24 protein-coding genes, 2 pseudogenes and 1 riboswitch are annotated in these 24,889 nt (G+C 65.1%); of the genes and pseudogenes, 15 read left to right on the top strand and 11 right to left on the bottom strand.

Annotated features, from left to right (window positions below; translation table 11 throughout):
- Positions 1-143: 143 nt before the first annotated feature.
- The 3 genes and pseudogenes from IB229_RS08300 to IB229_RS08290 form a co-directional block, all read left to right on the top strand.
- Positions 144-1,610 (top strand): annotated as a pseudogene (locus IB229_RS08300) (flavin monoamine oxidase family protein); the annotation flags it as partial.
- A 203-nt stretch (positions 1,611-1,813) separates the two neighbouring features.
- Entirely contained in the window at positions 1,814-2,368 is a 555-nt protein-coding gene (locus IB229_RS08295; protein WP_192326796.1) for a cytochrome b, read from the top strand.
- An 18-nt stretch (positions 2,369-2,386) separates the two neighbouring features.
- Complete coding sequence (locus tag IB229_RS08290) at positions 2,387-2,962, top strand: YceI family protein (protein WP_192326794.1); 576 nt, start codon at positions 2,387-2,389, stop codon at positions 2,960-2,962.
- A gap of 145 nt (positions 2,963-3,107) precedes the next feature.
- On the opposite strand, the gene IB229_RS08285 is transcribed toward IB229_RS08290, so the two are convergent.
- The 4 genes from IB229_RS08285 to ahcY form a co-directional block, all read right to left on the bottom strand.
- Positions 3,108-4,982: a DEAD/DEAH box helicase gene (locus tag IB229_RS08285; RefSeq protein WP_192326792.1), complete on the bottom strand. Its 1,875-nt coding sequence runs from the start codon at positions 4,980-4,982 to the stop codon at positions 3,108-3,110.
- Between the two features lie 198 nt (positions 4,983-5,180).
- Positions 5,181-5,954 carry a substrate-binding periplasmic protein gene (locus IB229_RS08280; protein ID WP_192326790.1) on the bottom strand — a complete coding sequence of 258 codons (774 nt, stop codon included), beginning with the start codon at positions 5,952-5,954 and terminating at the stop codon, positions 5,181-5,183.
- Positions 5,955-6,072: 118 nt separating this feature from the next.
- Positions 6,073-6,918, bottom strand: a complete 846-nt coding sequence (gene metF / locus IB229_RS08275) for a methylenetetrahydrofolate reductase [NAD(P)H] (protein ID WP_192326788.1) — start codon at positions 6,916-6,918, stop codon at positions 6,073-6,075.
- 81 nt (positions 6,919-6,999) lie between these two features.
- Complete coding sequence (gene ahcY, locus IB229_RS08270; protein WP_192326786.1) at positions 7,000-8,406, bottom strand: adenosylhomocysteinase; 1,407 nt, start codon at positions 8,404-8,406, stop codon at positions 7,000-7,002.
- 8 nt (positions 8,407-8,414) lie between these two features.
- Positions 8,415-8,567, bottom strand: a riboswitch (S-adenosyl-L-homocysteine riboswitch).
- A 192-nt stretch (positions 8,568-8,759) separates the two neighbouring features.
- Here ahcY and IB229_RS08265 point away from each other — a divergent pair.
- Positions 8,760-9,149: an acyl-CoA thioesterase gene (locus IB229_RS08265; RefSeq protein ID WP_192326784.1), complete on the top strand. Its 390-nt coding sequence runs from the start codon at positions 8,760-8,762 to the stop codon at positions 9,147-9,149.
- Positions 9,150-9,152: 3 nt separating this feature from the next.
- Here IB229_RS08265 and IB229_RS08260 read toward each other — a convergent pair whose 3' ends face one another.
- Both IB229_RS08260 and IB229_RS08255 read right to left on the bottom strand, forming a co-directional pair.
- The gene (locus tag IB229_RS08260) at positions 9,153-9,347 is read right to left on the bottom strand and encodes a hypothetical protein (protein WP_192326782.1); all 195 of its coding nucleotides are present in this window, start codon (positions 9,345-9,347) and stop codon (positions 9,153-9,155) included.
- 17 nt (positions 9,348-9,364) lie between these two features.
- Positions 9,365-9,748 carry a DUF1090 domain-containing protein gene (locus tag IB229_RS08255; protein ID WP_192326780.1) on the bottom strand — a complete coding sequence of 128 codons (384 nt, stop codon included), beginning with the start codon at positions 9,746-9,748 and terminating at the stop codon, positions 9,365-9,367.
- Between the two features lie 147 nt (positions 9,749-9,895).
- Here IB229_RS08255 and IB229_RS08250 point away from each other — a divergent pair, with 147 nt between their 5' ends.
- A complete protein-coding gene (locus IB229_RS08250) occupies positions 9,896-10,345 on the top strand; it encodes a c-type cytochrome (RefSeq protein WP_412547792.1) in 450 nt (149 codons plus the stop codon).
- 226 nt (positions 10,346-10,571) lie between these two features.
- Here IB229_RS08250 and ligB read toward each other — a convergent pair whose 3' ends face one another.
- The gene (ligB, locus tag IB229_RS08245; protein ID WP_192326776.1) at positions 10,572-12,245 is read right to left on the bottom strand and encodes an NAD-dependent DNA ligase LigB; all 1,674 of its coding nucleotides are present in this window, start codon (positions 12,243-12,245) and stop codon (positions 10,572-10,574) included.
- A gap of 108 nt (positions 12,246-12,353) precedes the next feature.
- Here ligB and IB229_RS08240 point away from each other — a divergent pair, with 108 nt between their 5' ends.
- The gene (locus tag IB229_RS08240) at positions 12,354-12,572 is read left to right on the top strand and encodes a hypothetical protein (RefSeq protein WP_192326774.1); all 219 of its coding nucleotides are present in this window, start codon (positions 12,354-12,356) and stop codon (positions 12,570-12,572) included.
- A gap of 63 nt (positions 12,573-12,635) precedes the next feature.
- Here IB229_RS08240 and metK read toward each other — a convergent pair whose 3' ends face one another.
- Entirely contained in the window at positions 12,636-13,826 is a 1,191-nt protein-coding gene (metK, locus tag IB229_RS08235) for a methionine adenosyltransferase (RefSeq protein ID WP_192326772.1), read from the bottom strand.
- 13 nt (positions 13,827-13,839) lie between these two features.
- On the bottom strand, positions 13,840-14,835 hold the full coding sequence (locus tag IB229_RS08230; RefSeq protein ID WP_192326770.1) for an ArsR/SmtB family transcription factor: 996 nt from the start codon (positions 14,833-14,835) through the stop codon (positions 13,840-13,842).
- A 235-nt stretch (positions 14,836-15,070) separates the two neighbouring features.
- Here IB229_RS08230 and tkt point away from each other — a divergent pair, with 235 nt between their 5' ends.
- The 6 genes from tkt to fba all read left to right on the top strand — a co-directional run bounded on the left by tkt (position 15,071) and on the right by fba (position 21,269).
- Complete coding sequence (tkt, locus tag IB229_RS08225; RefSeq protein ID WP_192326768.1) at positions 15,071-17,068, top strand: transketolase; 1,998 nt, start codon at positions 15,071-15,073, stop codon at positions 17,066-17,068.
- 120 nt (positions 17,069-17,188) lie between these two features.
- Entirely contained in the window at positions 17,189-18,247 is a 1,059-nt protein-coding gene (epd, locus tag IB229_RS08220; RefSeq protein WP_192326766.1) for an erythrose-4-phosphate dehydrogenase, read from the top strand.
- An 11-nt stretch (positions 18,248-18,258) separates the two neighbouring features.
- Complete coding sequence (locus tag IB229_RS08215; protein ID WP_192326764.1) at positions 18,259-19,419, top strand: phosphoglycerate kinase; 1,161 nt, start codon at positions 18,259-18,261, stop codon at positions 19,417-19,419.
- A gap of 76 nt (positions 19,420-19,495) precedes the next feature.
- Entirely contained in the window at positions 19,496-19,696 is a 201-nt protein-coding gene (locus IB229_RS08210) for a hypothetical protein (RefSeq protein ID WP_192326762.1), read from the top strand.
- 39 nt (positions 19,697-19,735) lie between these two features.
- The gene (locus tag IB229_RS08205; protein WP_412547776.1) at positions 19,736-20,068 is read left to right on the top strand and encodes an MliC family protein; all 333 of its coding nucleotides are present in this window, start codon (positions 19,736-19,738) and stop codon (positions 20,066-20,068) included.
- A gap of 136 nt (positions 20,069-20,204) precedes the next feature.
- Positions 20,205-21,269: a class II fructose-bisphosphate aldolase gene (fba, locus tag IB229_RS08200; protein ID WP_192326761.1), complete on the top strand. Its 1,065-nt coding sequence runs from the start codon at positions 20,205-20,207 to the stop codon at positions 21,267-21,269.
- 69 nt (positions 21,270-21,338) lie between these two features.
- Here the strand turns inward: fba and IB229_RS08195 are convergent, their stop codons facing one another.
- Together IB229_RS08195 and IB229_RS08190 are read right to left on the bottom strand one after the other, a co-directional pair.
- Entirely contained in the window at positions 21,339-21,479 is a 141-nt protein-coding gene (locus IB229_RS08195) for a hypothetical protein (RefSeq protein ID WP_192326759.1), read from the bottom strand.
- A 36-nt stretch (positions 21,480-21,515) separates the two neighbouring features.
- Positions 21,516-21,857: a hypothetical protein gene (locus IB229_RS08190; RefSeq protein ID WP_192326757.1), complete on the bottom strand. Its 342-nt coding sequence runs from the start codon at positions 21,855-21,857 to the stop codon at positions 21,516-21,518.
- A gap of 407 nt (positions 21,858-22,264) precedes the next feature.
- Here IB229_RS08190 and IB229_RS22225 point away from each other — a divergent pair.
- The 3 genes and pseudogenes from IB229_RS22225 to IB229_RS08180 form a co-directional block, all read left to right on the top strand.
- Positions 22,265-23,401 (top strand): annotated as a pseudogene (locus IB229_RS22225) (cache and HAMP domain-containing protein); the annotation flags it as partial.
- A gap of 15 nt (positions 23,402-23,416) precedes the next feature.
- A complete protein-coding gene (locus tag IB229_RS22220; protein ID WP_412547791.1) occupies positions 23,417-24,262 on the top strand; it encodes a methyl-accepting chemotaxis protein in 846 nt (281 codons plus the stop codon).
- Positions 24,263-24,383: 121 nt separating this feature from the next.
- Complete coding sequence (locus IB229_RS08180; protein WP_192326753.1) at positions 24,384-24,881, top strand: M48 family metallopeptidase; 498 nt, start codon at positions 24,384-24,386, stop codon at positions 24,879-24,881.
- Positions 24,882-24,889: the final 8 nt, after the last annotated feature.

The raw sequence follows: 24,889 nt of genomic DNA, 5'->3' as shown, positions 1-24,889 counted from the left end.
GTCTCCTCAAATCGGTGGTGGGCAAGCCTACCAGAAGCCGTTTGCCTGGCCCGCGTGATTGCCGATCCCTTCGGCGGATTCGTCTGGCCGCTGTACCGACCCTCACGTATCCTGCGCGCCTGTTTCATTCCGGGGGAATTCGCATGTCTGCAGTCTGGTTGCGCGCGTCCGCGCTGATGGTAGTGGCTCTGTTCAGTGGCCTGACGCTGGCCAAGGACACACAGCCGACCGCCATCGTCGTCGGTGGCGGCCTGGCCGGCCTGAGTGCGGCCTATGAGCTGCAGAGCAAGGGCTGGCAGGTGACCGTGCTGGAAGCCAAGCCGGTGATCGGCGGGCGCTCGGGCCTGGCCGCCAGCGAATGGATCGGCAGTGCCAAATTGCAGCCGGCGCTGCATGCCTACCTCGAGCGCTTCCAGCTCAAGGCGCTGCCGGCACCGGGCTACGTGCGCACGCCCGGCTACCTGATTGATGGCCGCTACAGCTCGGCCGAGGAGCTGGCGAAGAACTCGCCAAGCACCGCCGAGGCCCTGGCACGCTTCGAGAAGAGCCTGGATGACCTCGCGGCCTCCATCGAAGACCCGCTCAACCCGCTGGCCAGCCATACCCTGAAAAGTCTCGACGCAATGACCGCTGCACGCTGGCTGGACAAGCTGGCGCTGCCACCGACCGCGCGTGCGCTGGTCGACCAGCGTATCCGCTCGCGCTACGACGAGCCGTCGCGCCTGTCGCTGCTCTACCTGGCCCAGCAGGCGCGCGTGTATCGCGGCCTGCCGGACACCGAGATGCGTGCCGCGCGTCTGCCCGGTGGCAGCCAGGGCCTGGCCCAGGCCATCGCCAAGCAACTCAAGCTGGTCAAGACGGGGGCCTGGGTCTCGGCCATCGTTCAGGAAAAGGACCGCGTCACGGTCAAGGTCGGTGCCACCGGCTACAGCGCCGATTACGTGGTGCTCGCGGTGCCGTTGCCGGCGCTCGGCAAAATCAGCCTGACGCCGGCCCTGAGCACCCTGCAGGTGAAGTCGCTGAAGGACATCAACTACGGCTGGCGTGACCAGATGCTGCTCAAGTTCAAGAAGCCGGTGTGGGGCAAGTCGCGCCTGTCCGGCGAGGTGTTCAGCGACAAGGGCCTGGGCATGCTCTGGGTCGAGCCGGCGCTCAAGGGCGGCGCCAACCTGCTGATCAATCTGTCCGGTGACAACGCGCGCCTGCTCAATGCCTTCGGTGACCGGCAGATGGTCGACCAGGTGCTGATCCGTTTCGACCAGTACTTCCCCGGTGCCCGCGAACAGTTCCAGGGTTACGAGCTGCGTCGCTACGGCAAGGACGCACTGGCGGGCGGCGCCTACCTGGCCTACGGGCCGGGCGAGATCAGCCAGTACTGGCGCCTGTGGGAGAAGCCGCTGGGCCGCGTGCTGTTCGCCGGCGAGCACACCGATGCGCTCTATCCAGGGACGCTCGAAGGTGCGGTACGCAGCGGCCAACGCGTCGCCAGCCAGGCGCAGGACCTCTACGCCGGCAAGCCGCTGGAGCCGACCGAGCCGGTGGCCAAGGCCAAGCCGGCGGGCAAGCCCGAGAGCAAGGACGACAAGCCTGGGTTTTTCTCGCGCCTGTTCAACTGACGCCCACCGTCCATCCCCGCAGAAGCGCCGTCCAGATGGCTGGCGCTGAACCTCGACGTATCGGCCCGGACTAATCCGGGCTGGGCGGCATCCCGCGAACTGATCTGTTTACTCGATATTTCGAAGCGAAATTTTCCGCTTTAAATCGATGCGTTTGCCGCTAGGCTTGACCCATCGCTTTTCAAGGAAGTTTTGCAATGCAGTGGCGCAACTCGGTATCCCGCTACGGTGTCATCAGCATCGCCCTGCACTGGCTGGTCGCCCTGACCGTTTTCGGCCTGTTCGGCGTCGGCCTGTGGATGGTCGGCCTCGACTACTACAGCACCTGGTATCGCACCGCCCCCGATCTGCACAAAAGCGTCGGCCTGACCCTGTTCGCCGTGATGTTGCTGCGCGTGCTCTGGCGCCTGGCCAGCCCGCCGCCTCCGCCACCGGCCAACCACGGCCGTCTGACCCGCCTGGCGTCCACCGCCGGGCATGCCGTTCTCTACCTCGGACTGTTCGTCCTGATGGCCTCCGGCTACCTGATTTCCACCGCCGATGGGCGTGGTATCAGCGTGTTCGGCCTGTTCGACGTACCGGCCACCCTGACCAGCATTCCGGATCAGGCCGACATCGCCGGCCTGGTCCACGAATACCTCGCCTGGGGGCTGGTGATCTTCGCCGGCCTGCATGCCCTGGCGGCCCTGAAACACCACTTCATTGACCGTGACGCCACCCTGGTGCGCATGTTCGGTTGCACCGGCAAGTAACCCACAAGGAGATTGTTAATGCTCAAGAAATCCCTCGCTGCCCTGACCCTGGGCGCTGCTCTGTTCGCCGGTCAGGCCATGGCCGCCGACTACGCCATCGACAAGGAAGGCCAGCACGCCTTCATCAACTTCAAGATCAGCCACCTTGGCTACAGCTGGCTGTACGGCACCTTCAAGGACTTCGACGGCAGCTTCAGCTTCGACGCCAAGGCGCCGGAAGCGAGCAAGGTCAGCGTCAAGATCAACACCGCCAGCGTCGACTCCAACCATGCCGAGCGTGACAAGCACCTGCGCAGCGGCGACTTCCTCAACGTCGACAAGAACCCGACCGCGAGCTTCGAGTCCACCGCCGTCAAATCGACCGGCGAAGGTACCGCTGACATCACCGGCAACCTGACCCTCAACGGCGTGACCAAGCCGGTGGTGATCAAGGCCAAGTTCCTCGGCGAAGGCAAGGACCCATGGGGTGGCTACCGTGCCGGCTTCGAGGGCAGTACCAAGCTGAAACTGAAGGACTTCGACATCCAGAAAGACCTCGGCCCGGCTTCCCAGGAAGTCGAGTTGATTCTCTCGGTGGAAGGCGTGCGTCAGTAAGCGAGAGGGACTGCGCGGCGCTCAGGTGTCACGGCAGGCAGGCCTCGCTTTCCTGCGCCTCGCCTGATGCTGGCGCGCTAGACCTTCACTGCATGCGCGGCATAAAAAAGCCGGCCCCAGGGCCGGCTTTTTCGTGTCGCGAGGATTACTCCGTCGCTTCACTCTTGCGCGTCAGCAGTGCCGGCTTCTCGCCCCGCGGGCGATTGTCGGACAGCTGATCGAGCTGCTCGGCGGTCGGCAGACGCTCACCCTTGCGGATGATCAGCGGCTGCTTGGTCGCGCGGACGTCCTGCACGGCCGGCTCCTGGCGCTCGCGTGGCGAGTCGATGCGACGACCGCCACCCTGGGGGCGACCCTGGCCGTTACGACCCTGACCACCCTGGCCCTGTGCGCGCTGGCCGGACTTGGGCTTGCCGCCCTGACCGCCACCGTTGCCGCCCTGGCGCGGTTGCCCGCCCTGGCCGCGGTTGCTCGGTGCGCGTGGTGTTGCCGCTGCCTGACCCTGGCCACCACGACGAGGGTTACGACCCTGCGGCTTGGGTTGCGTGGGTACGTAGTCCGCGCGGTTGCCAAAGTTGTCGAAATCGTCATCGAGGAATTCTTCCGGATCACGATTGGCGTTTGGCTGCACGGCCGGCGATTGCGGCTGGCTCTGTGCCTGGCGCGGTGCACGTGGCTGCTGGTCGCCGCCGGCCTGGCCCTGGGCGCGCTCCTTGCCTTTGCCGCGACGGTTGCGCGAGCGTTTTTCCTTGCTCTCGCCACCGGCTTCACTGGTGCTGGCATTGCTGGTGCGTTCGCGCTGCGGGCGGTCGGCACGCGGCTGGCGCTCGGGGCGCGGGCCGCGTACTTCGGGTTTCTCCGCTTCCACGGTGCTTGGATCGAAGCCCATGGTGTCGCCGTCCGGGATCTTCTGCTTGGTCATCCGCTCGATGCCCTTGAGCAGCTTCTCCTCGTCCGGTGCGACCAGGGAGATGGCCTCACCGCTGCGCCCGGCACGACCGGTACGGCCAATGCGGTGCACGTAGTCTTCCTCGACGTTGGGCAGCTCGAAGTTGACCACGTGGGGCAACTGGTCGATGTCCAGGCCGCGGGCGGCGATGTCGGTGGCGACCAGGATGCGCACCTGGTTGGCCTTGAAGTCGGCCAGGGCCTTGGTGCGTGCGTTCTGGCTCTTGTTGCCGTGGATCGCCACGGCCGGCAGGCCATGTTTGTCGAGGTACTCGGCGAGACGGTTGGCGCCATGCTTGGTGCGGGTAAACACTAGTACCTGCTCCCACGCGCCCTGAGTGATCAGGTGAGCGAGCAGCGCGCGCTTGTGGCTGGCCGGCAGGCGGAAGGCGCGTTGTTCGATGCGCTCGACCGTGGTGTTCGGCGGGGTGACCTCGATGCGTTCCGGGTTGTGCAGCAGCTTGCCGGCGAGGTCGGTGATGTCCTTGGAGAAGGTCGCCGAGAACAGCAGGTTCTGCCGTTGCGCGGGGAGCTTGGCGAGGACTTTCTTAACGTCGTGGATGAAGCCCATGTCGAGCATGCGGTCGGCTTCGTCGAGGACCAGGATCTCCACGTGGGAGAGGTCGATGGCCTTCTGGTTGGCCAGGTCGAGCAGGCGGCCGGGGCAGGCAACCAGGACGTCGACGCCCTTGGCCATCGCCTGCACCTGCGGGTTCATGCCGACGCCGCCGAAGATGCAGGTGCTAACCAGCGGCAGGTCACGGGCATAGACCTTGAAACTGTCGTGAACTTGCGCGGCGAGCTCGCGCGTCGGGGTCAGCACCAGTACGCGCGGTTGACGCGGGCCATGGCGGTGCGACTTGTCGGGGTGGCCACCTGGGAACAGGCGCTCGAGGACCGGGAGGGCGAAACCGCCGGTTTTACCAGTGCCCGTCTGGGCGGCAACCATCAGGTCGCGACCTTGCAACACGGCGGGAATGGCCCGCTGTTGCACTGGAGTGGGCTGGGTGTAGCCGGCAGCTTCTACGGCACTGGCTAAAGCCTCGGAGAGACCGAGGGAAACAAAGGACATGAGTCATCCTGTCTGTATTGGGCGAAGGCCCGATGGGAAAGTGCCTGGCTCGAATCACTCTTAGGTGAGCGATCCCGTCCGGTCCTGCTGGGCGATGGGTTGCCGAGCATCCGGGCGTAAGCCTGGCGGGAGCCGGGAGTATAACAGAGCCGCGGACGGGCGCAGCTACCAGCCGGTCGGGCGAATCGGGCGCAGGCCCTAGCGGCTGGCGGCGGCAATCGGTGCGTCCGCCGGCTCGGCGTAGCGGGCCTGGAGTTCGGCGTAACCGGCTTCGCGCTTGAAGCGCTGCAGTTCATCGGCGAAGTCTATGGCCAGCTCTTCCATCTCCGGTGTGCGGCGCAGAGCCAGGTACAGGCTGTCGCTGCCCAGTGCGCGGGTGTTGTAGCCGAGCTGTTGGCCGAGGCCCATCTGCGCGGCGAGGTGGCTGCCTGCGCGCCGGTCGTTGACCACCAGGTCGACCCGGTTGCGTACCAGCTTGCCGAAGTTGGCTTCGTGGCTGGGTGCGTCCTCGCGGGTGAACAGTTTGGAATTGCGGAATGTGCTGTTGTTGTACCAGTAGCCAGGCGAGGTGCCGATCAACAGGTCGCGCAGGTCATCGAGCCTGGCATATGGGTAGGGCCGGTTGCGGGCGAAGAACAGCACGAACTGCACGTCGGACAGCGGTTCGCTGATAAAAACCATCTGCGATTCGCGCTCGGCGAGGCGGAAGATATCCAGGATGCCGTCCGCCTGGCCTTGTTCGAAGGCCAGCAGGCAACGCTTCCACGGCAGGAACTGCAGCGTCACGTCGACATCCAGGCGGCGCAGCACTTCGCGGGTGATTTCGTAGTCGAGGCCGGCAGGCTGGCCATTCTCTTCGTAGACGTAGGGCGCCCAGGCTTCGGTGACCAGGTGCAGCGATTCCGCCCGCGCGCCGAGGGCGAGGCTGCAAAGCAGAAGGCTGATGAGTATCTGGCGCGGGAATACGGGCATTTCGCTACGGTACGGCCTTGGTGCTGGGCTGCAAAGTGATCGTTGGTCTATACCAAGCCGCCGAATGCCGTGCAAGAAAAAGCCGGGACAGGCCCGGCTCGTTCTTCTTGCGGTGTGTTCAGCGCGACAGCTTCAGGTTGTTCCACAGCGCGAGGCTCGGCTCGGCCTGGTTCAACGTGTAGAAGTGCAGGCCCGGCGCGCCGCCGTCCAGCAGGCGTTGGCACATCTCGCTGACTACCTGCTCGCCGAAGGCCTGGATGCTGTCCAGGTCGTCGCCGTAGGCTTCCAGCTGCTTGCGGATCCAGCGCGGGATTTCCGCACCGCAGGCATCGGAGAAGCGCGCCAGTTTGCTGTAGTTGGTGATCGGCATGATGCCCGGCACGATCGGCAGGTCCACGCCCAGTTTTTGCAGGCGCTCGACGAAGTAGAAGTAGCAGTCGGCGCTGAAGAAGTACTGGGTGATGGCGCTGTCGGCGCCGGCGCGAGCCTTGCGCACGAAGTTGCTCAGGTCGTCCTCGAAGTTGCGCGCCTGCGGATGGACTTCCGGGTAGGCAGCGATCTCGATGTGGAAGTGGTCGCCCGTCTCGTGACGGATGAACTCGACCAGTTCGTTGGCGTAGCGCATTTCGCCACTGGCCATGCCCATGCCCGACGGTAGGTCGCCACGCAGGGCGACGATGCGGCGGATACCGGCATCCTTGTACAGGCCGAGCAGTTCGCGCAGCTCTTCCTTGCTGTCACCGACGCAGGACAGGTGCGGTGCGGTCGGCACCTTCACCTCGCCGTCGAGTTGCAGCACGGTGTTCAGCGTACGGTCACGGGTCGAGCCACCGGCACCGTAGGTGCAGGAGAAGAAGTCCGGCTTGTAGCTGGCCAACTGGCGTGCGGTGAGCAGCAGTTTTTCATGCCCGGCTTCGGTCTTGGTCGGAAAGAACTCGAAGCTGAAGCGGCGTTCTTGAGACATGGGAAATCCCTTTAGCGGCAGGTCGGGCGGCACGCGCTGGCGAGGCGAACTCACCGATGCGCGTACCGCCGCCTGAGGCTCTTAGTAGCGGTAGGTTTCCGGCTTGTACGGGCCTTCCACGCTCACGCCGATGTACTCGGCCTGCTTGGCGGTCAGCTGGGTGACCACGCCACCGAAGCCCTTGACCATTTCCAGGGCCACTTCTTCGTCGAGCTTCTTCGGCAGGACTTCGACGGTGATGCTGGTCGGCTTGTCGCCGGCTGGCAGGTTGGCGAACTTGGCGTTGAACAGATGGATCTGCGCCAGCACCTGGTTGGCGAAGGAGCCGTCCATGATCCGGCTCGGGTGGCCAGTGGCGTTACCCAGGTTCACCAGGCGGCCTTCTGCCAGCAGGATCAGGTAGTCGTCGTTGCGCGGGTCGAACTTGCCGGCGCCGGTGCGGTGGATCTTGTGCACCTGCGGTTTGACCTCTTCCCAGGCCCAGTTCTTGCGCATGAAGGCGGTGTCGATCTCGTTGTCGAAGTGACCGATGTTGCACACCACGGCGCGGGCTTTCAGGGCCTTGAGCATGCCGGCGTCGCAGACGTTGGCGTTGCCGGTGGTGGTGACGATCAGGTCGATCTTGCCCAGCAGGGCCTTGTCGACGCAGGCGTCGGTGCCGTCATTGAGGCCGCCCACGTACGGCGAGACGACTTCGAAGCCGTCCATGCAAGCCTGCATGGCGCAGATCGGGTCGATCTCGGAAACCTTGACGATCATGCCTTCCTGACGCAGCGACTGGGCCGAGCCCTTGCCCACGTCACCGTAGCCGATGACCAGCGCCTGCTTGCCCGACAGCAGGTGGTCGGTGCCGCGCTTGATGGCGTCGTTGAGGCTGTGACGGCAGCCGTACTTGTTGTCGTTCTTGCTCTTGGTGACCGCGTCGTTGACGTTGATCGCCGGGACTTTCAGGGTGCCGGCCTTGAGCATGTCGAGCAGGCGGTGCACACCGGTGGTGGTCTCTTCGGTGATGCCGTGGATCTTGTCCAGCATCGCCGGGTATTTCTCGTGGATGATCTGAGTCAGGTCGCCGCCGTCGTCGAGGATCATGTTGGCGTCCCACGGCTGACCGTCCTTGAGGATGGTCTGCTCGATGCACCACTCGTACTCTTCCTCGGTCTCGCCCTTCCAGGCGAATACCGGGATGCCGGCGGCGGCGATGGCAGCAGCGGCCTGGTCCTGGGTCGAGAAGATGTTGCAGGACGACCAGCGCACTTCGGCGCCCAGCGCGATCAGGGTTTCGATCAGCACGCCGGTCTGGATGGTCATGTGGATGCAGCCGATGATCTTCGCGCCCTTGAGCGGTTGCTCAGCGGCGTACTTGCGGCGCAGGCCCATCAGTGCCGGCATCTCGGATTCGGCGATGATCAGTTCTTTGCGGCCCCAATCGGCCAGGGAAATATCGGCGACCTTGTAGTCGTTGAAAGCGCTCATGCAAAAGCTCTCCATTCGTTGTCTGCGAATGGGCGCCGTTGATGCGTTTTGATAACGCCCCATCCGAGCCTGACAGGCGGAAGACCGATTCGAATCCCGCTACCTGCATCGCTGGAATGCCGGACTTTCGGGGATTCAACACAGGTTTACCGCTTGCTGCAGCGCCCCTCGGACGGGTGGCGGGCACGACCGGAACAGAGCCGGCCGCGTGAAGCCCGGCGATTATAGCCGCGCCGGTCGACGAGCCCAAGGCTTTCCGTCGCTTGCCCGGATTGGCTATCGACACCATTGAGAGCGTTGTCGCGACAGGCCCGGAGCCGGCTGCGAAAATGCCGGCCGAAGCACACGACAGAGGAAAGGAACCGCGTATGAACTTTCACACACGCAAGTGGGTAAAACCTGAAGACCTCAACCCCAACGGCACGCTGTTCGGCGGCAGCCTGCTGAAATGGATCGACGAAGAAGCGGCGATCTACGCGATCATCCAGCTGGGTAGCCAGCGCGTGGTGACCAAGCTGATTTCCGAGATCAACTTCGTCAGCTCGGCGCGGCAGAGCGACATCATCGAACTGGGCATCACCGCCACCGAGTTCGGCCGGACCTCGCTGACCCTGCGCTGCGAGGTGCGCAACAAGATCACCCGCAAGAGCATCCTGACGATCGACAAGATGGTCTTCGTCAATGTCGATGAGAACGGCCAGCCGGCGCCCCATGGCAAGACCGAAATCACCTACATCAAGGACCAGTTCAAGGACTGAGGCTCACCAGCGTCCGGAGGCCTCACAGCCGCCACTGGAGCCGCCACCACCGCTGTAGGCGCGGCCCGAACTGCCGCCGCCAGAACCGCCCGAGCCGCCACTGCTTAAGCTCACGCTGCCCGGTGGCATCAGGGCCAGGGCGTAGATGAATATGCCGATGAAGCCGGCGGTCAGGGCGAAGAACAGCGCGTAGTCCACGCCGCGTTCAGTTGTGGCTACTTGTCCAGTTCGGCCTCGGCGTCCTGCAATTCCTGGCGTGCTTCCTCCAGCTTGGCGCGGCGCTTGCTGATCTTCGCGCTGTCGCCGTCGATCTCCGCCTCGCGCAGGTCGTTCTCGCGCTCGACCAGTTCTTCACGCTGCGCCTTGATCTTTTCCAGGCGCTCGGCGTGCAGGTTTTCATCGGTGCAGTTGGTCTTCACCTCGCTCAGGGCTTTTTCCAGGCCGGCCTGCTGCCCGCTGTTGCCGTGCGCGCGGGCCTGTTCCAGCTGCTGTTCGATGGCCTGCTGCTTGCCGGCGCAGCCGGTGGCCTGGGCGTGTTCGTGGGCCAGCAGTGGCAGGCTGACGAGGCTGAGGGTGGCGATGAGCAAACGCTGGTACATGGTGACGTTCTCGTGCAAAGGGGCTGCAGTCGACCGGGCATTGGGCAAAAGGTTGCTGCATGCCGCACTGCGACATACTGCCGCCCGGGTTGGTATTTGCCGGTTATCTGCGGATACTTGCCGCGCCGTGAACCAGCGCGATAACCGATCATGAATAGCAAAGCCGTCATTCTCCTGTTTGTCGCCCTGAGCCTCAGCGCTTGTGGTGGTGTCGATCCGAACTCGCCACAGGGCAAGCGCCAGACCCTGTTCAAGCAGATGCTCAAGACCAGCGAAGACCTCGGCGGCATGCTGCGTGGCCGTCTGGCCTTCGATGGCAAGCGCTTCGCCAGTGGTGCGCAGGAGCTGGACACGCTGTCGCGCCAGCCCTGGCAGCACTTCCCGCAGATCGCCGAGAGCGAGCGCAGCACCGCCAAGCCCGAGGTCTGGCAGCAACAGGAACGCTTCCAGCAGCTGGCGCGCGAACTCGAGAACGCCACCGCCGCGCTGGCCACCGCGAGCCAGGTGCAGCCGCTCAAGCCCGAGGCTGTGACGGCGCTGGTGCAGCGTGTCGAGGATGGCTGCGAGGCCTGTCACCAGGAATTCCGCGCCTACTGAGGATGGCGTTAGAGCCTGTCTCGGTGCGTCTGGTGGATAACGCGGAGATATACACCGACAGGGCTGTTGGGCGCGCGGTAGGTCGGTCGGATTGGCGGTCCCTGATGGAAAACGCTTCGCGGTTTTCCGCCCTACGGGTTTGCAATGAGCTGATGTCGCGATGCTGTAGAGCGCTCCGTTAGCCAGAGAGGGCGCTGCGCGAAGCGCCTCCATCGTCGGCAGGCTCCTAGAATCCCTCGACTCCGGCCTCATGCAGGCGCCGCTGTAGCCGCAGTACCTCCGGATGCTGGAAGAATGCCACCAGTTGCCGGGCACGGGTGCTGCCGATGCCGGCGAAATCGTCCCAGGTGCGCGCATCGCGGGCCGCCAGCAATTGCCAGTCACTGCCCAGTGGCGCCGAGCCGCTCGGCGGCATGCCGAGGGCGCGCAGCCACTGGCCGAACGGCCGCTGTCGGGTACTGGCGAACGTCTGCTCCAGGGCGTCGGCGCGTGCCGCGGCCACGCCGGGTAGCGCGAGCAGGCGCGCACGGTCGAGCGCCATCCAGGCCAGCAGGTCATTCAGCTCACCCGCCTCTTCCAGCGTTCGCCAGGTGCCGGCACCAACTCCCGTCATGCGCAGTCCCTGTTTGCCGCTGAGCCAGGTCAGGCGCGCGTGGAACTGGCTTTGGCAATCGGCCGTCGGTCGCCAGCAACTCAGGGCGTGATACTGCGCAGGATCAGGAGCCTGCAATACGGCGCGCGGCGTGTGACGGCGGACTACGCCATCCAGGCGCGGAATGGTCAGCCCGGCGAGGGTGATGGCGACCTGGTCGCCGGGGCGAATGTCCAGTGTCTGCCAGCGTGCCAGTGAGCCCGCGCTGACCCGGCGCACCGTGCGGTCGTCGAGCGCCACCGCTTGCACCTGCAGCAGCGGGGTGATGCGCCCGGTCCGACCGATGCGGAACTGCACGTCGCGCACCTCGGCCAGAGCCTGGCGTGGCGGGTACTTCCAGGCTGCCGCCCAGCTCGGTGGTTCGGCACCCCAGGTGGAGCCCGGCGGTCGCGTGCCCTGGCGCAGTACCACGCCGTCGCTGGCGAACGGCAGCGGACTGCGGTACCAGTGTTCACGCCAGCGACGGGCGTCTGCCGCGGTGGCGATGCGTTGGGTCAGTGTCGCGCTGTCCGCCCAGCCCATGGTCTGCAGGCCACTCAGGCGCGCCTCCATGGTGGCCGGGCCGTTCGGCCAATCCCAGACGAACAGGCCGATGGCGGCGGCGCTGGCATCGTCCAGTCGCGTGCGGTTCAGTGCGCCGGCGACCTGGCTGCGCGCACCGACGCTGCCACGCTCTGCTTGCACATGCTCGCGCAGGCGCCAGTACAGCTCACCCTGCAGGATTACCTCGCCGCGTAGCGGCAATGTTTTCGGGACCGCCGCAATGCGCTGAGCGTGGGCGCTCCAGTCCTGCCCGCGCAGGCCATCGCCGCGGCTGACCATGCGCTGCAGGCGACTGTCGCGGTAAAGCAGGGTCACGGCCACGCCGTCGACTTTTGGCTGAATCCACAGGCCTTCGCGTCCACTCAGCCACTGCTGCAGTGCCTGTTCATCCTTGAGTTTCGCCAGGCCGGTCTGCGCCACCGGATGCGCGCTGTCACCGCCCGCGCCCTGCAGGGCGTCGCTGCCGTGATTCGGGGAATGTGGGAAGCAGCGCTGCCAGTGTTCGAGCTGCTGGCGGCTCTGGTCGTAGACTTCGTCGCTGACCAGGGCTCGGCCCTGCTGGTGGTAGGCACGGTCCCATTCGGCGATCTGCCGGCCGAGGTGTTGCAGTTCATCGTCGGCCCGTGTCGCGGACCAGTCGGGGCAGGGCTGAGCCGCGATGGCGCAGGCGAACAGGCACAGGGGTAACGCGATCCAGCGTTGCATCGGGGGGAGCATCCTTGCTCGATTGATGTCGCCACAGCGTAGTCGCGCTGTTGGGAAGCGCTAACTGTGAGTGATAGCATCTCGCCACTTTGCCAGGGAGGCTGTGTGATGAGTGTGATCGGTTTTTTCATGGTGGTGGGTGGCTGGATCTGGTCGGTCGCAAGGGGCATTCAAGTGTCCCTGCTCTGCGTCGTGCTGAACTTTCTGTTCCCTCCGGTTGCTCAGGGCATCTTCTCGATCTATGAACCGCAGATCAGGGCGCCACTCGCTCTTATATTCGCGGGATTGGCATTGATGTACCTGACCGGAGACCTGCGGATCCATTGAACGCATTACGGTACGCCCATAAAAAAGCCCCGCATCAGCGGGGCTTTTTCATTTCCGGGGCGATTACAGGCCGGCGGCGGCGCGCAGGTCGGCGACCTTGTCGGTCTTCTCCCAGGTGAAGGTGCTGAAGGTGTCGTTGCCGACGGTCTTCTGCTGCGGCGTGCGGCCGAAGTGACCGTAGGCGGCGGTTTCCTGGTACATCGGGTGCAGCAGGTCGAGCATCTTGGTGATGGCGTACGGACGCAGGTCGAACACCTCGCGCACCAGCTTGATGATCTTGTCTTCGGCGATCTTGTGGGTGCCGAAGGTGTTGATCGAGATGGAGGTCGGCTGGGCCACGCCGATGGCGTAGGACACCTGGATTTCGCAGCGGTCGGCCAGGCCGGCGGCCACGATGTTCTTGGCCACGTAACGGCCAGCGTAGGCAGCCGAACGGTCGACCTTGGATGGGTCCTTGCCGGAGAAGGCGCCGCCACCGTGACGGGCCATGCCGCCGTAGCTGTCGACGATGATTTTGCGGCCGGTCAGGCCGCAGTCGCCCACCGGGCCGCCGATGACGAAGTTGCCGGTCGGGTTGATGTGGAACTGGGTGTCCTTGTGCAGCAGCTCGGCTGGCAGGGCGTGCTTGATGATCAGTTCCATCACGCCTTCACGCAGGTCGGCCAGCGACACTTCCGGGTTGTGCTGGGTGGACAGCACCACGGCGTCGATGCCAACCACTTTGCCGTTCTCGTACTGGCAGGTGACCTGGGACTTGGCGTCCGGGCGCAGCCAGGTCAGCAGACCGGACTTGCGTGCCTCGGCCTGGCGCTCGACCAGGGCGTGAGAGAAGCGGATCGGCGCCGGCATCAGCACGTCGGTCTCGTTGCTGGCGTAGCCGAACATCAGGCCCTGGTCGCCGGCACCCTGGTCTTCCGGCTTGGCGCGGTCGACACCCTGGTTGATGTCGGGGGACTGCTTGCCAATGATGTTCATCACGCCGCAGGTGGCGCCGTCGAAGCCGACGTCGGAACTGGTGTAGCCGATGTCGCAGATCACGTCGCGAACGATCTGCTCGAGGTCGACCCAGGCGCTGGTGGTGACCTCACCGGCGACGATGGCGACTCCGGTCTTGACCAGGGTTTCCACGGCCACGCGGGCGTGTTTGTCCTGGGTGATGATGGCGTCGAGGACGGCATCGGAAATCTGGTCGGCGATCTTGTCCGGATGGCCTTCGGACACGGACTCGGAGGTAAACAGGGAGTATTCGCTCATTTCAAAATCCTATTCATTCCTGGTTTTGCTTCGCATCCGGCTTGGCGAAGTGCCGTACCTGAATCTGAAAGCCGTTCTTGAGGCCCACATAGAGGCTCTCGCCGGGCGTGAGCCCCGCGGCATCGGCCCAGCGGGCCAGATCTTCCTGATCGAAGCCGAGCCAGAGATCGCCGCAGGCCGTCCTGGCCCAACTCTGGTCATGGCTGCACAACTCGGTGACCAGCAGGCTGCCGCGCGGTTGCACCAGGCGGGCCAGCTGTTTCAGCGCTTCAGCCGGGGCAGCGAAATGGTGCAGGACCATGTTCACCACCACGCAGTCGGCAGCGCCGATATCGTCATTCAGGGCATCGGCGAGCAGCAGCTCGACGTTGCCCAGGCCATCCTGCTCGCAACGCATGCGCGCCAGTTCGAGCATTGCCGTGCTGTTGTCCAGCGCGGTGACATGCTGGAAACGGCGCGCCAGCTCGGGCAGGAAACCGCCATCGCCGGGGCCGACTTCCAGTGCTGAGCTGCCCGGGGCGAAATTCAGCGCATCGAGCAGGGCCAGCACGCTGTCGCGGTATTGTGGCAGGCCGGCGATCAGGTCCTGCTGGGCCTGGAATTTGTCCGCCGTACGGGCGAAAAAGTCACGGCTGGCGGCGGCGCGCTGCGCGTGCACGGTGGCGATGCGCTGCTGCACGTCGTCCGGCAGCTGCAGCGCCTCGACCTCCAGCAACAGCGCCCCGTGCAGGGCGCCGCCGAGCAGCTCGCTATGCGGCAGAGCGCGGCGGTAAAAAATTGCGTTGCCTTCGCGGCGGGTGGCGACCAGGCCGGCCTGGGCCAGCACCTTGAGGTGGTGGCTCATGCCCGACTGGCCGATGGCGAAGATCTGCGCCAGTTCCAGCACGCCGAACGAGTCGTTGGCCAGCGCGCGCAGCACGTTCAGGCGCAGCGGATCGCCGCCGGCCTTGCATAGGGCGGCCAGTTCATCGACAGGCTCGAAACGGAGCTGGGGCACGCGCATATTCATAGGGGCGGCAGTCTAGTCGGTCACTTTTCATCCAGCAACAGCAATATCAAAAAGTTTTGATATTGCTGGGGGTGTGATGGTGATGGCGTGGCTGCATAGCGCTTTGCGGCGTTCTGCCGCGCAGGTTTGTTGCACCTTCGTCCATCTGTCATTGCCGCGCGGTGTCCGGCTGGGCGAAAATGGCGGCCTTTTTCGCCCCCTTCGTTTCAGAAGCTACCCCGCAGGAGATTCAGCGATGCCCAGCCGTCGTGAGCGTGCCAATGCCATTCGTGCCCTGAGCATGGATGCCGTGCAGAAAGCCAACAGCGGCCACCCCGGTGCCCCGATGGGCATGGCGGACATCGCCGAAGTGCTGTGGCGCGACTACCTCAAGCACAACCCGGCCAACCCCAAGTTCGCCGACCGCGACCGTTTCGTGCTGTCCAACGGCCACGGTTCGATGCTGATCTATTCGCTGCTGCACCTGACCGGCTACGACCTGTCCATCGACGACCTGAAGAACTTCCGTCAGCTGCACAGCAAGACCCCGGGGCACCCGGAGTTCGGCTACGCACCGGGCGTCGAGACCACCACCGGGCCGCTCGGCCAGGGCATCGCCAACGCCGTGGGTTTCGCCCTGGCGGAAAAGGTCATGGCCGCGCAGTTCAACCGTGACGGGCACAAGGTCGTCGATCACTTCACCTACGCCTTCCTCGGCGATGGCTGCATGATGGAAGGCATCAGCCACGAAGTCTGCTCGCTGGCCGGCACCCTGGGCCTGGGCAAGCTGATCGCCTTCTACGACGACAACGGCATTTCCATCGACGGCGAAGTCCACGGCTGGTTCACCGACGACACGCCGAAGCGCTTCGAGTCCTACGGCTGGCAGGTGATCCGCAACGTCGACGGCCATGACGCCGACGAGATCAAGACCGCCATCGACACCGCGCGCAAGAGCGAGCAGCCGACCCTGATCTGCTGCAAGACCATCATCGGCTTCGGCTCGCCGAACAAGCAGGGCAAGGAAGAGTCCCACGGCGCCGCCCTCGGCCATGACGAAATCGCCCTGACCCGCGCGGCCCTGAACTGGAACCACGCGCCGTTCGACATCCCGGCCGACATCTATGCCGAGTGGGACGCCAAGGAAGCTGGCCTGGCTGCCGAAGCTGACTGGGACCAGCGTTTCGCCGCCTACTCCGCCGCTTACCCGGAGCTGGCCAACGAGTTCGTCCGCCGCATGGCGGGTGAGCTGCCGGCCGACTTCTCCGCCAAGGCCAGCGAGTTCATCCGTGCCGTGGCCGAGAAGGGCGAGACCATCGCCAGCCGCAAGGCCAGCCAGAACTGCCTGAACGCCTTCGGTCCGCTGCTGCCGGAGCTGTTCGGCGGTTCCGCCGACCTCGCCGGTTCCAACCTGACCCTGTGGAAGGGCTGCAAGGGCGTGACCGCCGAGGACGCCTCGGGCAACTACATGTACTACGGCGTGCGCGAGTTCGGTATGAGCGCGATCATGAACGGCGTGGCTCTGCACGGTGGCCTGGTGCCGTACGGCGCGACCTTCCTGATGTTCATGGAATACGCGCGCAATGCGGTGCGCATGTCGGCGCTGATGAAGCAGCGCGTGCTCTACGTGTTCACCCACGACTCCATCGGCCTCGGTGAAGACGGCCCGACCCACCAGCCGGTCGAGCAACTGACCAGCCTGCGCACCACACCGAACCTGGACACCTGGCGCCCGGCCGATACCGTCGAAGCCGCCGTGGCCTGGAAGCACGCCATCGAGCGCAAGGACGGCCCGAGCGCGCTGATCTTCTCCCGCCAGAACCTGCCGCATAACCTGCGCGACCACGAAACCGAAGCGGCCATCGCCCGTGGCGGCTACGTGCTCAAGGACTGCGCCGGCGAGCCCGAGCTGATCCTGATCTCCACCGGTTCCGAAGTCGGCCTGGCCATCCAGGCCGCCGACAAGCTGGCCGAGCAAGGCCGCAAGGTGCGCGTGGTGTCGATGCCGTCGACCAACGTGTTCGACCAGCAGGATGCCGGCTACAAGCAGGCGGTGCTGCCGCTGCAGGTCACCGCGCGGATCGCCATCGAGGCCGCCCACGCCGACTTCTGGTACAAGTACGTCGGTCTCGAAGGCCGTGTCATCGGCATGGAAACCTACGGTGAATCGGCGCCGGCCGGCGCGCTGTTCGAACACTTCGGCTTCACCGTCGAGAACGTTCTGGACACTGCCGCAGAGCTGCTGGACGCGTAAATCCTTCTCCTCTTGGGAGAAGGTGGCCCGACGGGCGGATGAGGGGGCAGCCCCTCAACCCCGCGCGGGCTGCCCCAGCCCCTTCCCGATGGGAGAGGGGAGACCGAATTAGAGACCGCCATGGCCCATCGCCCCTACAAAGTTGCCCTCAACGGCTACGGCCGCATCGGCCGATGCGTGCTCCGCGCGCTGCACGAGCGTGGCGCGGCGGCGGGCTTCGAGATCGTGGCGCTGAACGATCTCGCCGATCAGGCCAGCATCGAGTACCTGACCCGCTTCGACTCGACCCACGGGCGCTTTCCCGGCGAGGTCAGCGTCGACGGCGACTGCCTGCACATCAATGGCGACTGCGTGAAGGTACTGCGCCAGCGCGAGCCGGAAGGTATCGACTGGGCCGCGCTGGACATCGACCTGGTGCTCGAGTGTTCCGGCCAGTACACCAGTCGCGGTGATGCCGAGCGCTTTCTCGCTGCCGGTGCACCGCGCGTGCTGTTCTCGCAGCCGATGGCCAGCGAGGCGGACATCGACGCCACCATCGTCTACGGGGTCAACCAGCAGCAGCTGAGCGGCCGCGAGAAGCTGGTGTCGAACGCCTCCTGCACCACCAACTGCGGGGTGCCGCTGCTCAAGCTGCTCAACGAAGCGGTGGGCCTGGAATACGCTTCGATCACCACGATCCACTCGGCGATGAACGACCAACCGGTGATCGACGCCTACCACCATGAAGACCTGCGCCGCACGCGCTCGGCCTTCCAGTCGGTGATTCCGGTGTCCACCGGTCTGGCGCGCGGCATCGAGCGCCTGCTTCCGGAACTTGCCGGGCGCATTCAGGCCAAAGCCATTCGTGTGCCGACGGTGAACGTGTCGTGCCTGGACATCACCCTGCAGACCGCGCGCGATACCTCGGCCGAGGAAATCAACCGCGTGCTGCGCGAGGCGGCCAGCGCCGGCCCGCTCAAGGGCTTGCTGGCCTACACCGAGCTGCCGCACGCCAGCTGCGACTTCAACCACGACGCGCATTCGGCGATCGTCGATGGCAGCCAGACTCGCGTGTCCGGCCCGAGGCTGGTCAATTTGCTCGCCTGGTTCGACAATGAGTGGGGTTTTGCCAACCGTATGCTCGACGTTGCCCAACATTTCCTCGACGTTTCTGCTGTTTCCAACCAATCAAGCTTGTGAAGGACTGCACCATGACCGTGTTGAAGATGACCGACCTCGACCTCAAGGGTAAGCGCGTACTGATCCGCGAAGACCTCAACGTCCCGGTGAAGGACGGCGTGGTGAAGAGTGATGCGCGTATCCTGGCGTCCCTGCCGACCATCAAGCTGGCATTGGAGAAAGGCGCGGCGGTCATGGTCTGCTCGCACCTGGGGCGTCCGACCGAGGGTGAATTCAGCGCCGAGAACAGCCTCAAACCGGTGGCCGAGTACCTGAGCAAGGCCCTGGGCCGTGAAGTGCCGCTGGTGGCCGAGTACCTCGGCGGCGTCGAGGTCGCGGCGGGCGACATCGTGTTGTTCGAGAACGTGCGCTTCAACAAGGGCGAGAAGAAGAATGCCGACGAGCTGGCCCAGCAATACGCCGCCCTGTGCGACGTGTTCGTGATGGACGCCTTCGGCACCGCTCACCGCGCTGAGGGCTCGACCCACGGCGTGGCCAAGTTCGCCAAGGTCGCTGCGGCCGGTCCGCTGCTGGCGGCCGAGCTGGAGGCCCTGGGCAAGGCCCTGGGTAACCCGGCCAAGCCGATGGCCGCGATCGTCGCCGGCTCCAAGGTGTCGACCAAGCTCGACGTGCTGAACAGCCTGAGCCAGGTCTGCGACCAGCTGATCGTCGGCGGCGGCATTGCCAACACCTTCCTCGCTGCCGCCGGTTTCCCGGTCGGCAAGTCGCTGTACGAAGCCGACCTGATCGACACCGCCAAGGCCATCGCGGCCAAGGTCAGCGTGCCGCTGCCGGTCGACGTGGTGGTGGCCAAGGCCTTCGCCGAAGACGCCGAAGCCACCGTCAAGCTGGTAGCCGATGTGGCTGAAGACGACATGATCCTCGACATCGGCCCGCAAACCGCGGCGCAGTTCGCCGAGCTGCTCAAGTCGTCGAAAACCATCCTGTGGAACGGCCCGGTCGGCGTGTTCGAATTCGACCAGTTCGGCAACGGCACGAAGGTTCTGGCCCAGGCCATCGCCGAAAGCCCGGCGTTCTCCATCGCCGGCGGTGGTGACACCCTGGCCGCCATCGACAAATACGGCGTCGGTGAGCAGATCAGCTATATCTCCACCGGTGGCGGTGCGTTCCTCGAGTTCGTCGAGGGCAAGGTCCTGCCGGCCGTGGACGTGCTGGAGCAGCGCGCCAAGTAAGCCGCGACGTTTCGCTAAAACCAATCTCCGCTCGCCGTGGTCACTTGCACAGGACCCGGAGAAAAGGAGTGGTGTCATGCGTAACCTAGCGATTGTGTTTGTGCTGTGTGCCGGTGTTGCCGGCTGCAGCACGGGTGGTTCGGCCCCCAGCACCTGCGATGTGCTGAGCCCGCCGCAGATCATTCTGCCGACCACGCAGGACGATCAGCGCGTCGAGGCGCAGAGCAGTGGCGACCCGACCGTTTCGGGTGCCCAGGGCCAGCAGAACTGCCCCTGACCCAGGAGCGCCGAGCCGGCGCGCCGCGAAGGAGCTGATATGCACTACCGGATGACAGCGGCGCTCACCGCGCTGATCGGCGTTGTGGCGCTGGCCGGCTGTGCGGCCGACCCGGCGCCGAGCGACGACTGGACACGTTGGGTCTGCGACAGCCAGGCCGAAGTGCTGTGGCGTTTCGCCGACGGCAGCCGCGAGGTGGTCGACCTGCGTTTGGGGGGTGACGATATCGTCCACCGCCTGACGCTCGAGCCCGCCGGCTCTGGCGCGTTGTACAGCGACGGTCTGCTGGCCTTCCACACCAAGGGTGAGGAGGGGCTGGTGTACCGCGTGGCGGACGATGATCTGATCGGCCGTGGATGCAAGGCCGAGTAACAGGCCAGCAGAATTGACCCCATGCCTGCGTGCATGGGTTGAGTGCGTAGCGTTGCTGCGTTCTTAGAGCTTGAACAGTGCCCGCCCCTGCGGCAGGCTTGCACGATCAACCCTCCAACCGGGAGACAGGAAAACCATGGCACTCATCAGCATGCGCCAGATGCTCGACCACGCCGCCGAATTCGGCTACGGCGTGCCGGCCTTCAACGTCAACAACCTCGAGCAGATGCGCGCGATCATGGAAGCGGCTGATAAAACCGACTCCCCGGTGATCGTCCAGGCTTCGGCCGGTGCCCGCAAATACGCCGGCGCGCCGTTCCTGCGCCACCTGATCCTGGCCGCCATCGAAGAATTCCCGCACATCCCGGTGTGCATGCACCAGGACCACGGCACCAGCCCTGACGTGTGCCAGCGCTCGATCCAGCTGGGCTTCAGCTCGGTGATGATGGACGGCTCGCTGAAGGAAGACGGCAAGACCCCGGCCGACTACGAATACAACGTCCGCGTGACCCAGCAGACCGTGGCATTCGCCCACGCCTGCGGCGTGTCCGTGGAAGGCGAGCTGGGCTGCCTGGGTAGCCTGGAAACCGGCATGGCCGGTGAAGAAGACGGCGTTGGCGCCGAAGGCGTGCTGGATCACAGCCAACTGCTGACCGATCCGGAAGAGGCTGCCGACTTCGTCAAGCGCACCCAGGTCGATGCCCTGGCCATCGCCATCGGCACCAGCCACGGCGCCTACAAGTTCACCAAGCCGCCAACCGGCGACGTGCTCTCCATCGAGCGCATCAAGGAAATCCACAAGCGCATCCCCAACACCCACCTGGTGATGCACGGCTCCTCCTCGGTGCCGCAAGAGTGGCTGAAGGTGATCAACGAGTTCGGCGGCGACATCAAGGAAACCTACGGCGTGCCGGTCGAAGAGATCGTCGAAGGCATCAAGCACGGCGTGCGCAAAGTGAACATCGACACTGACCTGCGCCTGGCTTCCACCGGCGCGATCCGCCGCATGATGGCCGAGCAGCCTAGTGAGTTCGACCCGCGCAAGTTCTTCGCCAAGACCATCGTGGCCATGCGTGACATCTGCATCGCCCGCTACGAAGCCTTCGGCACCGCCGGCAACGCCTCGAAGATCAAACCGGTCTCCCTCGAAGGCATGTACCTGCGCTACGCCAAGGGCGAGCTGGCCGCCAAGGTCAACTAAGCCGCGACGCTGCAAGAGAAGCCCCGCCCTGGCGGGGCTTTTTCTTGCGCGGCATTCGGCATCTGCGCGCTACTGCGGGCAGCGCCAGCGCTGCAGCCCTTCGTCGTAATAGGCATCTGCCACGGCCATTCGGTCGCCGCTGCGCTGCACACAGAACTGCTTGTAGAACCGCGCGCGGTTGCCGCTTTTACGGTCGCTGCCGTACAACATCACGCTGTACAGGCCGTCTGCCAGTGGCGCGGCGCGCTACCGCGAGGCAAAGCCGCCCGGCTGCTGGCCGTAGGCGATGCAGGTGCTGCTATTGATCGGCAGTCCGTCCTCCGGCTCGTCGGCGCTCATGCTCCAGTACAGCGCCGGGCCGGCTCCGTTGACCTCCACGCCGTGGATCACCACGCGTTGCCGGTCGACCCTGAGCGTGCGGTTGAGAAACAGTCCGGCTGATTTGAAGGTGCGCGCGCCGAAGCAGAGGGCCTGGTCGGTGCTCCAGACCTCGGCCTCGCCATCGTAGAGCCGCGACATGGCCTGGCTCGGCAGGCTGAGCAGACAGAGGCAGCTCAGCAGCACGCCGCCAGGGAGGAAATGTGGCATCGCTCGGACCCTCGGGCACGTCGCTCGGGAGCGGGTTGAATGACTGCTATGCACCGGGCTGCCGCCCGTCCCCGGACAGTGCCTCAGCCGTGGTCGTGGAGCCAACTCTGGTTTGTCATTTCATGCGCTGCCGCAATGCAAAAACTCCCTTTCTGGACGGGCCATGCGTCCAGCTGGCACGTCCGTGCCTGACGTTCGTCTGCTGGTTGCCATGTCTGGCGGCATTTGCATCAAGCAGTAGGCGGGCCGACCGATACAGTGGCAGAGTGGCATCAGGGAGGGATGCCAGCAGATGACGCAGGGGGCGTCAGCTACCGCAGGGTGGCGTCCGGCAGCAATGCCGGTCGAGGGTGAGCGGCCGCAAGGGCCCCACCAGACAATTCGCAGATCGAGAGCCAGGAGTGGACATGCGTTCGCTTAAAACAATTAAGGCCCGCTATACCGTTATTTTTGTCGTGTTCATTGCCATCATTTTCGTCCTGACCGAAGAAGGTATCCGCCACTTCATCACGCCGAAACTGAAAGCCTCCGAAGAGCAGCTGGTACTGACCCGGGTCGGCACCATCGCCGATACCATCCGTGTCGAGCTGGCCAAGGTCGAGGCGCAATCGCGCAGCATCACCCAGACCATCCCGTTGCTCGACAGCGACACCATCGACCGTGTGCTGCCCGGCCTGGTCGACCAGTACGGTGACGCCAAGGTCTTCGGCGGCGGCATCTGGCCGTTGGCGCAGAAACGTTCGGAACAGAACAAGCACAGCACCTTCTACCACCGCGACGAGTCGGGCCAGCTCAAGGTCAACACCTTCTGGAACTCCGAGCAGGCGCCCAACTACTACGACCAGCCGTGGCACCGTGACGGCATGCAGGCGCCGCGCGGGCACTGCGCCTGGGCCCTGGCCTACAAGGACGACGCCAGCGCGCAGCCACGCACCAACTGCGCCATGGCCATCTTCAAGGACGGCGCGGCCTATGGCGTATCGACCATCGACGTGACCCTGGGCTTCTTCAATACCCTGGTCGCCGAGAAGGAGAAGGAAATCCAGGGCCAGGTGATGATCGTCGAGCCGGACGGCAAGATCCTCAGCAATCAGTCGCGCATCGGCGGCGAGATCGTGCTGAAGAAGGTCGCCGACCTGGCCGGGCAATCGCCATTCCTCGGCGAGATCCAGGACAGCTTGCGTCAGCTGGGCAGCAGCGCGCTGGTCAAGCACGAGTTCGAGAACGAGGAGGGCGAAGCCTGGACCTTCTTCCTGCAGCCGATCGAAGGCACGCCGTGGTTGCTCGCCACCGCCCTGCCGACCCAGCGGCTCAGCGAGAACAGCAACGACGTGCTCAAGGCCCTGGCCTGGCTGCAGATCCCGCTGACCCTGATCCTCCTGCTGGTGATGCTGTTCGCCATTGGCAAGCTGATCCAGCGCCTGCACACCCTGCGTGGCAACATCGACGCGCTGTCGGCCGGCGACGCCGACCTGACGCGGCGCATCGCGCTGAAGGGCGAGGACGAGATGGACGCTGTGGGCAGTTCGGTGAACCGCTTCATCGCCTACCTGCAGACCATGATCGCCGATGTCACCCAGGCCTCGGCACAGATCGCCGATGAGCTGGCGCAGCTGCAGCAACAATCGCGGCAGACCAACGAGGTACTGACCCGCCACGCCTCGGAAACCGATCAGGCCGTCACCGCGATCACCGAGATGAGTTCCACCGCCGACACCGTGGCGCAGAGCGCGACGGAGACCGCCAGCTTCACCCGTGACGCCAACGAGAACGCCGAGCGCTCCAAGGTGGTCGTCGCCGAGGCATCGGCCAGCGTGCTGGCGCTGGTCGACGAAGTTGAAAGCGCCACCGCGCGGGTGCAGGACATGCAGCAGGATGCCCAGCGTATCAACGACGTGCTCGGGGTGATCGGCGAGATCGCCGGGCAGACCAACCTGCTGGCGCTCAACGCGGCCATCGAGGCGGCACGTGCTGGTGAGCAGGGCCGCGGCTTTGCCGTGGTCGCCGACGAGGTGCGCGCGCTGGCCGGGCGCACCCAGCAGAGCACCTCGGAGATCAACGAAATGCTCAATCGCCTGCAGCAGGGCGTGAGCTCGGCGGTGCAGGCGATGGAGAAGACCAAGAGCAGCTGCCAGGCGACCGCCGACAAGACCGCGCGGGTCAACGTCGGCCTCGATGACATGGCCACCTCGGTCGGGCGCATCCACGACCTCAGCGCGCAGATCGCCACGGCTGCCGAGGAGCAGAGCGCGGTGACCGAGGAGATCAACCAGAACATGGTCGCCATCCGCCACATGGTCGACGACCTGGTGGTCGGCGGGCAGCAGGCGGACCGCAGCACCGATGCGTTGCTGGCCTCCAACCGTCGCCTGGTCGAACTGGTGAACCGTTTCAAGGTGCGTTGAGCGCGCGCCCCATCTCGGAAAAGCCCGCCCTCGTGCGGGCTTTTTCGTCTCGTCAGGGCAGGCTTCGGTTGGCCAGGGCTTGCAGTAAACTGGCGCCCTGATTTCTCTCGGCAGCCGTTGCATGATCCCGCTCAAATACCTCCAGGCCTACCCGCCGCACCTGCAGGAGCAGGTCCGCGAGATGATCGCCGGCGAGCGCCTGGGCGAGTACCTGGAAAAGCGCTACCCGAATCGCCACCAGATCCAGAGCGACAAGGCGCTGTACGCCTACACCGTGGCGCTCAAGCAGGAGCACCTGCGCAACGCGCCGAACATCGACAAGGTGCTGTTCGACAACCGCCTCGACCTCACCCACCGCGCGCTCGGCCTGCACACGGCGGTGTCGCGGGTGCAGGGCGGCAAGCTCAAGGCGAAGAAGGAAATCCGCGTGGCCGCGCTGTTTCGCGAGGCAGCGCCGGAATTCCTGCAGATGATCGTGGTGCACGAGCTGGCGCACCTGAAGGAATCCGACCATAACAAGGCGTTCTACCAGCTGTGCCGGCACATGTTGCCGGACTACCACCAGCTGGAGTTCGACCTGCGCGTGTACCTGACCTGGCGCGAGCTGCCTACACCCTAGACGAGGGA

The sequence above is a fragment of the Pseudomonas sp. PDM14 genome, assembly GCF_014851905.1.
Lineage (GTDB): Bacteria > Pseudomonadota > Gammaproteobacteria > Pseudomonadales > Pseudomonadaceae > Aquipseudomonas.
This window is presented reverse-complemented; position numbering and strand designations above follow the sequence as displayed.

What these genes read in the sequence shown, in the direction of transcription:
- IB229_RS08295 (WP_192326796.1), top strand. Translation starts at nt 1,814, where the DNA reads ATGCAGTGGCGCAACTCGGTATCCCGCTACGGTGTCATCAGCATCGCC.
- IB229_RS08290 (WP_192326794.1), top strand. Translation starts at nt 2,387, where the DNA reads ATGCTCAAGAAATCCCTCGCTGCCCTGACCCTGGGCGCTGCTCTGTTC.
- IB229_RS08285 (WP_192326792.1), bottom strand. Translation starts at nt 4,982, where the DNA reads ATGTCCTTTGTTTCCCTCGGTCTCTCCGAGGCTTTAGCCAGTGCCGTA.
- IB229_RS08280 (WP_192326790.1), bottom strand. Translation starts at nt 5,954, where the DNA reads ATGCCCGTATTCCCGCGCCAGATACTCATCAGCCTTCTGCTTTGCAGC.
- metF (WP_192326788.1), bottom strand. Translation starts at nt 6,918, where the DNA reads ATGTCTCAAGAACGCCGCTTCAGCTTCGAGTTCTTTCCGACCAAGACC.
- ahcY (WP_192326786.1), bottom strand. Translation starts at nt 8,406, where the DNA reads ATGGAGAGCTTTTGCATGAGCGCTTTCAACGACTACAAGGTCGCCGAT.
- IB229_RS08265 (WP_192326784.1), top strand. Translation starts at nt 8,760, where the DNA reads ATGAACTTTCACACACGCAAGTGGGTAAAACCTGAAGACCTCAACCCC.
- IB229_RS08255 (WP_192326780.1), bottom strand. Translation starts at nt 9,748, where the DNA reads ATGTACCAGCGTTTGCTCATCGCCACCCTCAGCCTCGTCAGCCTGCCA.
- ligB (WP_192326776.1), bottom strand. Translation starts at nt 12,245, where the DNA reads ATGCAACGCTGGATCGCGTTACCCCTGTGCCTGTTCGCCTGCGCCATC.
- IB229_RS08240 (WP_192326774.1), top strand. Translation starts at nt 12,354, where the DNA reads ATGAGTGTGATCGGTTTTTTCATGGTGGTGGGTGGCTGGATCTGGTCG.
- metK (WP_192326772.1), bottom strand. Translation starts at nt 13,826, where the DNA reads ATGAGCGAATACTCCCTGTTTACCTCCGAGTCCGTGTCCGAAGGCCAT.
- IB229_RS08230 (WP_192326770.1), bottom strand. Translation starts at nt 14,835, where the DNA reads ATGAATATGCGCGTGCCCCAGCTCCGTTTCGAGCCTGTCGATGAACTG.
- tkt (WP_192326768.1), top strand. Translation starts at nt 15,071, where the DNA reads ATGCCCAGCCGTCGTGAGCGTGCCAATGCCATTCGTGCCCTGAGCATG.
- epd (WP_192326766.1), top strand. Translation starts at nt 17,189, where the DNA reads ATGGCCCATCGCCCCTACAAAGTTGCCCTCAACGGCTACGGCCGCATC.
- IB229_RS08215 (WP_192326764.1), top strand. Translation starts at nt 18,259, where the DNA reads ATGACCGTGTTGAAGATGACCGACCTCGACCTCAAGGGTAAGCGCGTA.
- IB229_RS08210 (WP_192326762.1), top strand. Translation starts at nt 19,496, where the DNA reads ATGCGTAACCTAGCGATTGTGTTTGTGCTGTGTGCCGGTGTTGCCGGC.
- IB229_RS08205 (WP_412547776.1), top strand. Translation starts at nt 19,736, where the DNA reads ATGCACTACCGGATGACAGCGGCGCTCACCGCGCTGATCGGCGTTGTG.
- fba (WP_192326761.1), top strand. Translation starts at nt 20,205, where the DNA reads ATGGCACTCATCAGCATGCGCCAGATGCTCGACCACGCCGCCGAATTC.
- IB229_RS08195 (WP_192326759.1), bottom strand. Translation starts at nt 21,479, where the DNA reads ATGTTGTACGGCAGCGACCGTAAAAGCGGCAACCGCGCGCGGTTCTAC.
- IB229_RS08190 (WP_192326757.1), bottom strand. Translation starts at nt 21,857, where the DNA reads ATGCCACATTTCCTCCCTGGCGGCGTGCTGCTGAGCTGCCTCTGTCTG.
- IB229_RS22220 (WP_412547791.1), top strand. Translation starts at nt 23,417, where the DNA reads ATGATCGCCGATGTCACCCAGGCCTCGGCACAGATCGCCGATGAGCTG.
- IB229_RS08180 (WP_192326753.1), top strand. Translation starts at nt 24,384, where the DNA reads ATGATCCCGCTCAAATACCTCCAGGCCTACCCGCCGCACCTGCAGGAG.